Origin of the sequence: Nostoc sp., from assembly GCF_041747015.1 — a bacterium.
GTDB lineage: Bacteria > Cyanobacteriota > Cyanobacteriia > Cyanobacteriales > Nostocaceae > Nostoc.
Genome location: NZ_JBGTFY010000190.1, coordinates 1 through 12,948, shown reverse-complemented (window position 1 = coordinate 12,948; position 12,948 = coordinate 1). Strand labels below are relative to the sequence as shown.

The following is a 12,948-nucleotide window of genomic DNA, read 5'->3' as shown; positions in this document are numbered from 1 at the left end:
GTACAACAATTCATCCTATCAAGCGCAAAGTCCGCGAATGCAACCGCTAACAGAAGAAGGTTTAGCCAAGAGACTTGGTGTTAGTGTAGAAACGGTACGTGAACAGCTTCTGAAGCTGCACTCACCGCTTTTTGTCGCCTGGTGCAAGGGCAAAGATAGATCGGGTATGGGGTGGGAATTTAACGAAAATACGGGGTTGTATCATCCGGTAAGTTAGTCGGGAGCATCCAAATATTTTTTCAAACTTATGCAATAGGTATACCGAATGTTTGCCAGAGACTATGTAAAGTAGAGCAGTTAAAACAATTCGCAATTCGCAATGACGCTCGTTGCGCTAAAGCGTCTCCCCTTCTCCCAAAGGGAGAGGCTAGCGCCAAGGGAGAAGACTCGCTACCGCTTCTCTACGAGACGCTACGCGAACGCTAACGCAATTCGCAATTACGTGAAAGTGACGGGGATTTAGACCCCGACACTTTCACGCGCTGCTTGATAGAAGCTATGCTACTTTTACCCCCAAAGTTTGTTAAAGAAAGTAGAAAAAGTGCTGAAATCAGAATTGATGATTTTTGGTTTTGACTCGCTGATACAGTTGTTCCATTGTTTCAATAAAGGAAGCATCATTGTGCCAAAAATCAGGAAAATCTCCTTGTTTTTTAATCAAAATTGCACAGACACTAGCTGGAGTCGCCACTTCAATAGTTTGTGGTAATCGCTTTGTACCTAACCAAAATTCCCTGGCATTTGGGATTTTGCTAAGAGATTGCTTTTCTAGCTTGGTGTACAGCGAATTAGAAAGTTCTAAAGGAATTTCCTTAGTATTCAGTTCCTCAGAGAGAGCTTTTCCCAAAGGAGAATCAGCTAATTTGGCTTGAAGTTCTGCTTTCGATAATCCCCGCAGTTCAAATAACAGCCAGGGATTATTATCTAATTGAGAAGCCACTAAATAGTAAACTCCAGCAATGTGCTTACAGGGATTAGCATAATCTGGGCAAGAGCATTTAGTTTTGAAATCCTTACTACTATGGGGCAATAAATGTAGTCCCAAATGAGAGAAAGTATCTTCAATATTTTCCGGGACTTCATTTAGCAGCAATCGAGAAATGATGCTGGCTTTAGAAGAAAGCTTTTGGATAGCTTCATTCCAACGTGTTTTAGCAATAGTTGTAATCTGAATCTCTATATTATAAGTTGGTTCTTTGTAGACTCCAAAATAGGGATTAACTGAGCCTCTGACTTTGGCGGTAATTTTATTTAAGTCAATCTCAAAGCTTTTAACTTTCCCACCAGTAGCATAAGAACGTCCTCTTTTGAGTCGGTTATCATCTGTAAAAGCTTCTAGTGCTTGAATAAAGCGATCGCCCCACCAAGTTCGACTAAATTTAGCCATAATATCTACTCCAAAATTGCACTCTTATTCAATGAAATCAGTTGCTTAAAGGCTTCATTATCTAATTCTGTGAGCCAAGATTCATCACTACCAACAACAGTATTAGAAAGTTTCTTCTTATCTTCAATCATTTGGTCAATTCTCTCTTCTAGAGTCCCAATAGCAACAAATTTATGTACAAAGACATTCTTTTTCTGACCAATACGGAAAGCGCGGTCAGTTGCTTGGTCTTCAACTGCGGGGTTCCACCAACGGTCAAAGTGAAAGACATGATTAGCTTTCGTGAGGGTAATACCTACGCCCCCTGCTTTCAAGGAAAGGATAAAAACCGATGGTTCTGTATTTGGGTCTTGAAATTCGGTAATCATTTGTTCCCGACGTGGGCGACTGATGCCACCATGCAAATAGTAAGTATTGCAATGCAGACTATGTTTGAGATGTTTTTCAATCTTTTCACCAACTTCCGTAAATTGACTAAAAATCAGTAAACTTTCACCTTTATCAACAGCCTCCTCAACCATCTCTGCTAACCGACTGAGTTTGTGCGAACGCAGTGGTGAAAATTCGCTACCATCTTGCAGAAATTGGGCTGGATGATTACAAATCTGCTTCAATTTCATCAGGGTTGAAAGAATCAATCCTTTCCGTTGAATTCCTTCTGCTGATTGCAATTGTTTTTCGACATCTTTGACTACCACTTCATAAAGCGATGCTTGCTCTTGGGTGAGGTTGGTATATAGTTTTTGTTCAACTTTATCTGGCAAGTCATTAATAATAGATTGGTCAGTTTTTAACCTTCGCAAAATTAGAGGTTCTACCAGTTTTTTTAAGGTAGCTGATTTCACGCGGTCATTATCTTTTTGAATCGGAATCTCGAAGATTTTCCGAAACTGGGCTTCTTTACCCAAGTAACCAGGATTGAGAAAGTTAAAAATTGACCACAAATCCAGTAAGCGGTTTTCTACAGGAGTTCCTGTTAATGCCAGTCGGTGTTTAGCTCTTAGTTTTAAAATAGCTTTAGTTTGAGCAGCTTTCGGATTTTTAATATTTTGTGCTTCATCCAGTACTAAACGTTGCCATTCGATGCTGCTCAATAGTTTTTCATCTTTGCGAACTAAAGTAAAAGAGCTAATTATCACATCGTTTTGTTGACAAGCAGCTTTGAAATCAGCCAGATTTTGCAGCCTCGTGCTGCCATGATGCACGATAGTTTTTAAATGAGGTGCAAATTTCGCAATTTCCTTCTGCCAGTTGCCGACAACAGAAGTAGGGGCAATTAATAGTGTTGGTAAGGGAGATAAGTCAGTAATTCCTTCCCCTACTTTAAGAGCTGAATGCAACTCCTTCTCTTGCACTAATCGGGCAATCACCTGCACCGATTTACCCAAACCCATATCGTCTGCCAAACAGCCATTTAACCCCAAATTATCCAGATATTGTAGCCAGGAAACACCACGTTTTTGATATTCTCGGAGGGTGCCTTGCAGATTATCAAGTTCAGAAATTGGTTCTAGACGACTTTTATCTTGCAGCTTTGCTTTAATCTCTGACAAAGCTTCGTCATGTTCAATTTCCCATTCCTCCCCAACTTCAGCACTGCGTTGCAGAAACTCCAGTAAGGTCATCTGGGGTTGTTCCTCACCGTGGGACTGCCAAAATTCGAGTAACTGTTGCATTTTATCCCGGTCTAATTCCATCCATTGACCGCGAAAATGCACCAGGGGAGTTTTAGCATTAATCAGTTGTTCCCATTCAAGAGGTGTGACAGTTTGCTCCCCAATCGCTAACTCATACTGATATTCCACCAGTGAGTCTAAGCCGAAATAGCTTTTTGTTTCCCCTTTAGTTGCAGCAAGCTTGCGACCCGATGCTTTGAGACGAATTTTGGCACGACGACGACCTGTGGGAGTATACCAAGCAGGTACAATTACTTTGAATCCTGAATCTTCTAACACCCAAGCACTTTCTTGAAGGAAGTCAAATGCTTCATCTAAGGTAAGTTGCATTGCGATTGGACTCGCTGTTTCCAATCCAAGCCAGAGTTTTGGATACATCCGGGCTGCATACCCCAGATTCAACAGCAAATTTGTTTCAAAATCTTTTCCAAATTCTTTCTGGACACCAGTTTTGGTAATTTGATTCATTGTCCAGTAGTCTGCTAACGCCAACTTCAGGGAGGGGTCTTGTTTACTAGCTACTAGAAATTGAATTTGCCAATTGTCTATTTGTTCGTCATCAGGAGAGTGTAACTGGAAGCAGAGATGAAAAGGTGAATCAGCTTGAGTGCGGGTAACTTTGGTTTTCCACACCAACCATTGCCGATATTCCTCGAGGGCAGTATTTGTTATTAGCGGGTTATGCTGACGAGGAGAAAAGCAAGATTCAATTAGAGAATCAGCAATCTGTTTGTCAAAAGCACCTGTTGATGGGGTGTGAGTCACTAAATCGTGAAGTACAAATTCGGAAAAGTGACGCAATAGTGTTTCTCGATCATAAAACTCAATGCGATCGCTAGTTTTTGCTGCACCTGCCACACAAATTAGTGGCATATATTCAATATATTTAAGAATATTTGCTTCATATTGTGACGAAATAATTTCCCAGGTGGGATAAATTTCAAATGCTGCTTTATCAGTCTTTTTTTTGCCTTGTTTCTTAGGATTTTCCGTTGATAACTGTCGATACTTCAGTGCGGGAATAAATTGGTCTTTGAGGATTACTTGTTTAAAACTTTGAGTGTAATGATACCAAAATAATAAATCTGAACCAATTTGAAAACTCTCAGCATTATATATTGCTAAAAAATGGATATCTTTAAGTAGTTTGATAATATTAAGTGCTGTTTCAGTTTTGGTAGATACTACTGTTTCATAACAATCTATCTGCCAATATTGGAATTCTTCATAGCTGTCAGTCAACTCAATTTCTAAATACTTGGTTAATTCTGGTGAAGGTAGAGGCTGATTGTTGGTAGTTGGTAAGGCAAAGTATTTGGGAGATATGCGTTGGGTTAATTGAGTGTTGTGTTCTTTAATTCCCAATTCCTGTACTAAAAAGCTGATTAATTCATCTTGTCCCAAATGTCCAGGATGAATTTGTTGACTATTCGTGTAACTTTTTGGGGATAATTGAGTTTCTACCCACAAATAAAAAGACCCTGACTGAATAAAGTCAGTTTCCTCGTTTGGTATCCAGGTGCCATGAAGTATTTTCATCGTTGTAATATCTCTGGATTGTTCGGAAATTCACGCGCCTTAGAATTACTTTAGCAAACATAGTGTTACACAAGCAGTTCTGAATTTATCTTGTGATATCTCCTACACCAATTGAGTACAGTTAAATCACTTGTTCAAGTATAAAACTATGCTCCTTATGTCAGATCCCGTCATGCTGTCAGCCTTTCTATATAAGCTGTGTTACAGCGATCGCTAGACCATATCTGCGCCATTATGAATAAAGACGAGTCCGAGACTTTTGGCTGCTGGCATACTCGCCCACCTTAAGAGCGATCGCCTGATTGAATTTTGAATTCACAACAGGAACGGGGGAGAATATGCAAAGTTTTGTGAATATGCTTGCAAAAATGCAGACTTGTAACTAGACCCAAAACTTGTCAGGGTCTGGAAGCATAAGCAAGTTATTCAAGTGCTTGAAACCGTTATTGTTGCGTCGATAATTTCCTAACAATTTCCCATATTGGAAGCATAACTTGTCCATATATCGAAAATGGAATCATAAAGCTTCCGCAAGTACTAATATTTTTTCTTAGTTCAGTGATATGCCAGTTTCTTTTGAGACAAAGTACTAACTGGCATATAAGAGACATATATCAAGATTTTACTCTCCGCCGTCAGAAATTTTACGTATTGTTTATAGGAATTTACAATCCTCAACGAGTAATTGATAAAGGTCTAAGGTTAAGAGGAGATTATCGTGCAAGGCAAGCAGCAAAGGAGCAAATATTATGTGATTTTTACTGCTCTGATCAAGTGCGGATTGACGATTTACTCGGAAATTCTCCGTTGTTTTTGGCGAGTTTGATAGACATTTCAATCAGAAACGCTGCAAGATTAGCTGTGGGGCGTCCTTGAAATGCAGCCCAGATTTCCAAATCCTCTAAAACAGTATCGGGCAAAGTAACGTTAATTCTTTTACTCACGTGAAATTTTATCAGTATCTACGAATCAACTGCTTTCCCAGTTTATCAGTAAGGTTAACTTTATATAAATTACATCATATTTACATCAGTATGGATATATATAAGATAGTAGAAGCGCACAGTCGCCTATCAAAGTCATGTGTAACAATGGGGTGTAACCATGATGACACAAGAAGAATTTAATCGGTGGTGCATAAACCAAAGCCTGAACGCATCTGCAAGGCAGGAGATTGAAAGAATTCGCAATACTTTGCCATCCCGTAGTGTCGGAAGTGGGTATAAAAACGTTTCTGGGCGTTATCCGAGCCGTAAGATGGGCACTACGATTCAATTTGAATCTCATAAAGTCGAGCTGACTTTTATTTATCAGTTAGAACATGCATCCGATGTTTTAGAGTATTACGACCAACCACCTCCTTTTAAAATTCAATATCTTTCGGCATCTGGACGTAATTTAGGCGTAATAATTACTCCGGATTTTTTCGTGATTAGTTCGGATGGTGCAGGCTGGGTCGAGTGTAAAACAGAAACAGAATTAGAGAAATTAGCACAAAAAAGTCCTCACCGTTACCAACTCGGTGTAGATAATAAATGGCAATCGCCACCGGGGTCAGAATATGCCAAACAGTTTGGTTTTGACTTCCGACTATGGTCCAGTGCGAGAATTAATTGGATATTACAGCGTAATCTAGAATTTTTAGAAGATTACTATAACAGTGATTTGTCGTTAATACTTCAACAACGCGACAATATAATTACTTCATTGGTAGAAGCACACCCCGGAATTTCCATCGCTGAGTTATTGGATTATAAAGGAGTGAATGCAGACAATATTTATAGTTTAATAGCGGCATCAGAAATATACGTAAATTTAACTACACACACCTTAGTCGAAGCTGACAAATGTCGAGTTTTTAAATCTCGTGTGATAGAAAATTCTTTTAATGCAATTATCTGTACGGAAAATTCAGATAAAATGATTGCGTCCCCAATAATTGATTTGATGCCGGGTACATCAGTATTTTATGATGGTATTCGCTTAAACATTATTTTAGTTGGTCAAGATTATCTTTTACTTAGTGCTAAAGAATTTGAGACTATCGAGTTTAAAATAGCTGAGTTCTCAGATTTGATTAACTCCGGTAAAATCAAGATAAATCGAATCAAAAATCAACCGCAAATTTACGCACAAGCAATAGAAATATTTAAACAGGCTTCGACAGATGATTTAATTAATGCAAATCGTCGTTTTAGTCTATTAAAACCTTATTTAGATGAACAATCAGTAACAACTGGTACGCCAAAAGAACGGTCTTTAAGACGTTGGCTCCATAACTATCAACAAGCACAACAGAACTACGGTTATGGCTATCTAGGATTAATAACGTTAGATAACCGTAAAGGTAATCGAAATAGAAAGTTACCTAAACATATTATAGAACTGTTAGAAAAATTTATTAGCGAAGAATATGAAAATAAAAAGCAAAAAACTAAACAAGCGGTTTATTCTTCATTTGTTCATACTTGCTTAAAATCCGGGATTAGTGATGACCAAATTCCTAGTTACAAAACCTTTATAACTGAGATAAAAAAACGTCCAAAATATTCCAAAGTAGAAAAACGTTCAGGTACTCGTGCAGCATATGAATTTGAAGAATTTTATTGGGAACTAGAATTATCCACACCTCGACATGGTGATTTTCCCTTTCACATCGCTCACATTGACCATACTGAATTAGACATCGAACTCAGATGCTCGAAAACAGGAAAAGTTTTAGGAAAGCCTTGGTTAAGTTTATTAGTAGATGCATTTACAAGACGAATTTTAGCAATTTATATAAGTTATGACCCTCCATCTTATCGTTCGTGCATGATGGTATTACGAATTTGTGTTCAACGCCATTCCAGATTACCTCAAATAATTGTAACTGATAATGGTAAGGAGTTTCACAGCACTTACTTTGAAACATTATTAGCAATGTTTGAATGTACTTTGAAAAGGCGCCCGCCAGCACAACCTCGATTTGGTAGTGTTTGTGAGAGGCTATTTGGAACAACAAATACTCAGTTTTTGTATAACTTAGCAGGTAATACTCAAATTACCAAAAAAGTCAGATTGATGACTAAATCTGTAAATCCTAAAAACCTCTCTGTTTGGACTTTAGGACTTTTATATATGCATCTAACAGAATGGGCTTACTCGATTTACGATACAACTGAGCATCCAGCCTTGCAAGGGCAAAGCCCTTATGAAGTCTTTACTACAGGAATTAAACAATTTGGTTGTCGTTTGAATCGGCTAATTTTTGATGATGATAATTTTCGGATTCTTACTTTACCAACGACGAGAAAAGGTAAAACTTTAGTCCAACTTGGGAAAGGAATAAAGATAGATAATAAATACTATTGGCACAACGCATTTCGGGACCCACAAGTAGAAAGAACTTTAGTTAATGTTAGATACGACCCTTTTAATGCTGGGATTGCCTATGCTTATGTCCAAGGAATTTGGGTCGAATGTATTAGCGAATACTATCCTTTATTTAGAGGACGCTCCGAAAAAGAAATACAGTTAGCTACTGCTGAGTTGAAGAAACAAATGCAGAATCATGCAAGTTCTCATAAAGTTCGTTGTAGACACTTAGCTGAATTTATGGCGAGTACTGAAGCAGAAGAAGCTCTACTTGCACAACGCCTAAAAGACTCACAAACACTTGAAGTAATGAGCGTGATAAATGGTGGCTTACCAAATATTAATCCTTACAGTGAATCAATTGATAGTAAATTATCTGATATTGAGAGCAAACAAGATGATAATCCAATAACCCAGGCGAATGAATTGATTAATCCTGACAAACTTCAAATCTTTAATAAGTACTAGTTTATGAAAGATAACCAACAATTTACATCTGACTATCCTACAGCCTCGTTACATGAGAAACTGGCTGACTATGATTCATATACAATGGCGCATCCTTATTTAGATATAGCTTTTGAAACTCTCAAGCCAATCATAACTAGCTGTGGAGAATCACGTATTATTTTTATTGTTGGACCGACAGGAGTAGGTAAAACAAAGTTACGTTTACTAATTGAAAAATGGATAATTGAGTCATCGTTATCTTTATTAGATGTTGACAGAGGTTGTATTCCAGTCGCCAGTATTGAGGCGCGGCTGTTCTCCGGAGGTTTATTTAATTTCAAAGACCACCTCAAGCGTTGTTTATATGTTCTAGCAGAACCGCCAGAGCTAATTAAAAATAAAATAAATTACGGAACTTCGGGTGTTTATCATAATCTTGATGGAGAATTAATTATTAAACCAACGATTTTGGAAACCGAATTAGGATGGGCATTGGAGCAAGCTTTAAATCATCGACGACCTAAAATTTTCTTTATTGATGAAGCTCATCATTTATTAGCTGTAGCTAGTGGACGAAAACTAACAGATGTGCCTGAAGCGATTAAATCATTAGCAAATATTACTCAAATTTTACATGGATTAATTGGAACTTATGATTTACTAACTCTTCATGATATTGGAGACCAATTAAGTCGGCGTAGTATTTACGTTCATCTACCTCGGTATAATGCAGAATTTATAGAAGATAGAGAAATTTGGCAAAGTATAATTTGGAATTTTCAGCGTCAAATACCCACGGATGAGCCACCAGATTTTTTATCACATTGGGAGTATTTGTATTCACGCAGTTTGGGATGTGTTGGCATCCTCAAAAATTGGTCAAGAAATGCCCTTGGAGAAGCACTAAATGAAAATTCTTCTACCGTTACACTTAAGCATTTAGAAAAACGGGCTTTATCAGTTGGTCAATGTCGAAATATTCTCAAACATATTAAAGAAGGAGAAGCTAGATACGCACAAATCGAAGGAAAGATAGAAGAATTATACCAAGATTTAGGTTTACGTCGTCCACCTATCTCTAAACAAAGTTATACAAAGGACTCCGAACCAAAATATCAAGATGTTGAATCTAAAAAACGCAAAAAATCAGTTGGAATTCGTAAACCTACACGAGACTCGGTAGGAACAGAAAATGCAGTTTAAAAAATTAACTTTATATACACGTTATGATTTTCACACCCCGGATATAACAAAACGCAGCATTTTATACTGTTTAGAGCCAATTGGAGTTGGGACACCTAAATGTGAAAGTTTAATTAGTTATCTCATTCGTTTAGCCGAAAATCATTGTGTGACTCCGGACAAATTAATTAAGCATAAAATTTATCCGATTTTTTGGGGTCATGATGATTTATGTACTTATTATAAAGGAATCATTGGAAGAACTTTTATAAATCATTCTCATATCAAGTCATTAAATTTTAGTGGGTGGTACACATCGAAGTTAGTTGAATCTTTAGAATTATTGACTTTACGTGAAGATTTAACTTTTTTGACCATGATGCACTGGCATGAATTAATTAATCATATTTACTTATTCCGTTACTATAAAGCTTGGTGCCCTTTATGTTATGACTATTGGCGTCAGAATAAACTACCTATATATGAACCATTACTATGGTGCTTTGAACCAGTTATAATGTGTGAACATCATCACTATCCTTTAGCTACACAATGCCCTCACTGTAATCAACAATTAGCGATGATAACTGCCACTTCACGTCAGGGATATTGTAATCATTGTGGACAATGGTTAGTAGATAAAGAAAAATTATCCCTATCTAGTTTATCGGCTTTTGAAACCGCATTACAGGTGGACTTAATCAAAATTTGGAGTTCATTAATTGCTTTCACTCCTGAAGCTTATAATGATACCAAAAAAGCATTTTATAAACAAATTATTGCTTACTTTCAACTTAAAGAATTAGCAGATATTGAATTGTCTAATCGTCAAATTTCTCCAAAACGTATATATAAATCCATGACTTATACAGGACGTACTGTTCAAGATTTTTGGAAAGCTTTGTCTCCAACGGCTTTTAATACTGCTTTAATATACTAAAACTGGGCAAAAATATTTAAAATGAATTTATTTTTTAATTTCGGAAATTCGCGCCTGTTGGAAGCATAATTTGTCCGGAAGGCGATTGGAAGCATATAGCGTCCTTTCCTGCCAAGTTATGCTCCTAATTACATTTATGAGTTTGACTTCAGGGATCTCTGAGTTCCTTGATGCAGAGTATGTACTATACTCTCAAGTAATTTATAATATGACTACATTTGCAAGCGATCGCTACACATAATAAAAAAACAATTTATATATTAGTAGCTAAATTATCTAAAGCTGTTTTAGCTACTAATTCGGCTCGTGAGCTAGTTATTTTCTGATAGCGTAAGGTAGTTTGAATATTTTCATGCCCCATCAACGCCCGTAGCTCCTCAATCGCCATCAGTCCAACCCGTTCAGTCGCAAATGTATGGCGGAGGTCATGTAGTCGAATGCCTTTCAGTTGATGGTTTTGGTTAATGACCTTTCGCCAGTCTGCACTAATAGCTTCATAACTTACTGGGGTTATAACTTTGGTCGTTGGGTGCTGGGCGGTGAATAATGCTTTGGAGGCGGAGTGACGATAATATTTTATATAGTCTTGTAAAGCAATTCCCGCATCTTTACTATAAAAACACCAGCGTTGTTTGTTACCTTTACCTACAACTTGAAACTTGCGTTGCTCCATATTTATGTGTGTTAACTCTAGCGAGAGTAATTCTCCAATTCTGGCTCCACTTCGATGCAGCAAGCGCACTATCGTCTCAAGTCTAGCATTAGATTTTTTGACGTTATCATACAAAAGATCTAACTGTGATGGCGTGAGATAGCGTATTATCTCGTCACTCTTGTGTTCTCCTCGCTCACGCTCTGGTTTACGCTGACCTAGACGACTTGCGGGGTTGGATTTAATGTAGCCTTCATCAACAGCAAAATTAAACAGGGCGCTGATTATCGCTTGATGACGATTATGAGTTGTATAGGTTAAATCATTTAAACTTTCTAAGTAGTCTTTTAGGAGTTGACGGTCTACTAACTCTATAGGTAATCTGCCATGCAGTTTCAGCAAAGATAGTAGTGTTTGCTCGTAAGACTTAAGTGTACTGGCAGCTAATCCGTGACGTGAGAGAAAAGCTGTAGCGACTTGTGCTAATGTAGTTGTCAAGTTTCACCTCTTTTGCTGAGTAAAAGCAGTATCTTTCATCTTAAATACGCACTTATGTAAAATAATTAAGCATATACTTTAATACATATTATAACTATGGATAATACTCCTCAACCCCAAGAATCGTTAGCAGAATACGTTAAAAGAATACGCACCAGCCTTTCACTAAGTCAAAATGATTTGGCTATGAAGGCGGGCATTCATCTTCAAAGTTTGGGTAAGATTGAACGAGGCATGACTACTAAACTCAATAGTAAAAGTCAGCGTGGACTAGCTCACGCATTGCAGGTTCCATCTGAATACCTCGATGCCGTTGTCCGTGGTGTGTCAATAGGAGCAACAGATGTTCTCAAATTTTGTCCCCACTGTTGGATTCCCGGAACAACGCCTGAAGAAATTTGGTTGTCTCCGCGATCTAAGTTTTGTTTCTTGTGTGGTACTGCTTTACGTAATAAATGTGCTAAGTGCAACGAGCCGATTACGTCGTTGAAGTTTCGTTTTTGTCCCTACTGTGGTTTTCCTTATAAGCCTACGAAAGATTTTGTGTGACTTGACCCAAGAAAATGGACTTATGATCGTAAATAGACCATCCTGTAGGGGTTTAGCAATGCTAAACCCTTACGAAAGATGTGGCTTTCAACCAGACCCATATTTGGTATTTCTTGTCAATGTGTAAGTCCTAAAAACGTAATTGCGTTCGCGTAGCGTGCCAGAGGCTCTATTGCGAATTGCGAATTGCGAATTGTTTAACCCGCCTTGCCTTCGTCACTCTTGTAGCTCATAGCTCTGGGCTTTCTTTTCTTAAGAGGTACTACTGATTTTTTGGGTGGTTGTGGTGCGCGGCATTGCTCACAGTAGAGCGGTCGTGGGCCAAAAGTCTCGCGTTGTGTGGGTTGTTCGCACTGCTTACATACGAAGTTGAAAACGCGCGTGTGAATTTCCCGCTTGTGCGCTCTGACGGTGTACGAAGGGACATCGATTGTTTTGCTGGGCATTAATTACCTATTGTGGTCTTACTTCTAAAATATAGTTTTTCATATTAGTTCTGCAAGATCCGTGCGTCATCTAACTAAAGTAATTCTACTTAATCAAATAAATACTCTTGAATGTCATTTTGATGATGGCGGAGAATACTTATAGCTTTGACCTGGATTTGACGAATCCGCTCTCGGCTGAGGTTTAGCTGTTGGCCAATCTGAGCGAGATTCAAATGCTGATCGTTCTCCAGTCCAAAGCTTAAAGTCAACACTTGACGTTGAATAGGTGT

General features: G+C 38.0%; 10 protein-coding genes and 1 pseudogene. 5 read left to right on the top strand and 6 right to left on the bottom strand.

Translation table 11 applies throughout. From position 1 onward, the window contains the following. Positions 1–217 (top strand): annotated as a pseudogene (locus tag ACEW80_RS16330) (hypothetical protein); the annotation flags it as partial. Positions 218–550: 333 nt separating this feature from the next. On the opposite strand, the gene ACEW80_RS16325 reads toward ACEW80_RS16330, so the two are convergent. The 3 genes from ACEW80_RS16325 to ACEW80_RS16315 form a co-directional block, all read right to left on the bottom strand. Beyond that, a complete protein-coding gene (locus ACEW80_RS16325; RefSeq protein WP_373527605.1) occupies positions 551–1,387 on the bottom strand; it encodes an SWIM zinc finger family protein in 837 nt (278 codons plus the stop codon). A 5-nt stretch (positions 1,388–1,392) separates the two neighbouring features. Continuing rightward, positions 1,393–4,602 carry a DEAD/DEAH box helicase gene (locus ACEW80_RS16320; protein ID WP_373527604.1) on the bottom strand — a complete coding sequence of 1,070 codons (3,210 nt, stop codon included), beginning with the start codon at positions 4,600–4,602 and terminating at the stop codon, positions 1,393–1,395. Between the two features lie 770 nt (positions 4,603–5,372). Then, on the bottom strand, positions 5,373–5,546 hold the full coding sequence (locus ACEW80_RS16315) for a hypothetical protein (RefSeq protein ID WP_373527603.1): 174 nt from the start codon (positions 5,544–5,546) through the stop codon (positions 5,373–5,375). Positions 5,547–5,706: 160 nt separating this feature from the next. Between ACEW80_RS16315 and ACEW80_RS16310 the strand changes: the two genes are divergently transcribed. From ACEW80_RS16310 to ACEW80_RS16300, 3 genes are read left to right on the top strand one after another with little or no spacing between them, the layout of a single operon-like run. Next, positions 5,707–8,427 (top strand): TnsA endonuclease N-terminal domain-containing protein, encoded by a 2,721-nt coding sequence (locus tag ACEW80_RS16310; RefSeq protein WP_373527602.1) that lies wholly within the window; start codon positions 5,707–5,709, stop codon positions 8,425–8,427. Between the two features lie 3 nt (positions 8,428–8,430). Further along, positions 8,431–9,612: an AAA family ATPase gene (locus ACEW80_RS16305; protein ID WP_373527601.1), complete on the top strand. Its 1,182-nt coding sequence runs from the start codon at positions 8,431–8,433 to the stop codon at positions 9,610–9,612. Continuing rightward, positions 9,602–10,531: a TniQ family protein gene (locus tag ACEW80_RS16300; RefSeq protein WP_373527600.1), complete on the top strand. Its 930-nt coding sequence runs from the start codon at positions 9,602–9,604 to the stop codon at positions 10,529–10,531. The genes ACEW80_RS16305 and ACEW80_RS16300 overlap by 11 nt, the downstream gene beginning before the upstream one ends. Before the next feature lie 253 nt (positions 10,532–10,784). Here the strand turns inward: ACEW80_RS16300 and ACEW80_RS16295 are convergent, their stop codons facing one another. After that, positions 10,785–11,681, bottom strand: a complete 897-nt coding sequence (locus tag ACEW80_RS16295; RefSeq protein ID WP_373527599.1) for a tyrosine-type recombinase/integrase — start codon at positions 11,679–11,681, stop codon at positions 10,785–10,787. 96 nt (positions 11,682–11,777) lie between these two features. On the opposite strand from ACEW80_RS16295, the gene ACEW80_RS16290 reads away from it, so the two are divergent. After that, on the top strand, positions 11,778–12,230 hold the full coding sequence (locus ACEW80_RS16290) for a zinc ribbon domain-containing protein (protein WP_373527598.1): 453 nt from the start codon (positions 11,778–11,780) through the stop codon (positions 12,228–12,230). A 197-nt stretch (positions 12,231–12,427) separates the two neighbouring features. Here the strand turns inward: ACEW80_RS16290 and ACEW80_RS16285 are convergent, their stop codons facing one another. Both ACEW80_RS16285 and ACEW80_RS16280 read right to left on the bottom strand, forming a co-directional pair. Then, positions 12,428–12,676, bottom strand: a complete 249-nt coding sequence (locus tag ACEW80_RS16285) for a hypothetical protein (protein WP_373527597.1) — start codon at positions 12,674–12,676, stop codon at positions 12,428–12,430. An 89-nt stretch (positions 12,677–12,765) separates the two neighbouring features. Continuing rightward, positions 12,766–12,948 (bottom strand): sigma factor-like helix-turn-helix DNA-binding protein (locus tag ACEW80_RS16280; protein ID WP_373527596.1); only part of this gene is annotated, 183 nt, incomplete at its 5' end.

What these genes read in the sequence shown, in the direction of transcription:
- ACEW80_RS16325 (WP_373527605.1), bottom strand. Translation starts at nt 1,387, where the DNA reads ATGGCTAAATTTAGTCGAACTTGGTGGGGCGATCGCTTTATTCAAGCA.
- ACEW80_RS16320 (WP_373527604.1), bottom strand. Translation starts at nt 4,602, where the DNA reads ATGAAAATACTTCATGGCACCTGGATACCAAACGAGGAAACTGACTTT.
- ACEW80_RS16310 (WP_373527602.1), top strand. Translation starts at nt 5,707, where the DNA reads ATGATGACACAAGAAGAATTTAATCGGTGGTGCATAAACCAAAGCCTG.
- ACEW80_RS16305 (WP_373527601.1), top strand. Translation starts at nt 8,431, where the DNA reads ATGAAAGATAACCAACAATTTACATCTGACTATCCTACAGCCTCGTTA.
- ACEW80_RS16300 (WP_373527600.1), top strand. Translation starts at nt 9,602, where the DNA reads ATGCAGTTTAAAAAATTAACTTTATATACACGTTATGATTTTCACACC.
- ACEW80_RS16290 (WP_373527598.1), top strand. Translation starts at nt 11,778, where the DNA reads ATGGATAATACTCCTCAACCCCAAGAATCGTTAGCAGAATACGTTAAA.
- ACEW80_RS16285 (WP_373527597.1), bottom strand. Translation starts at nt 12,676, where the DNA reads ATGCCCAGCAAAACAATCGATGTCCCTTCGTACACCGTCAGAGCGCAC.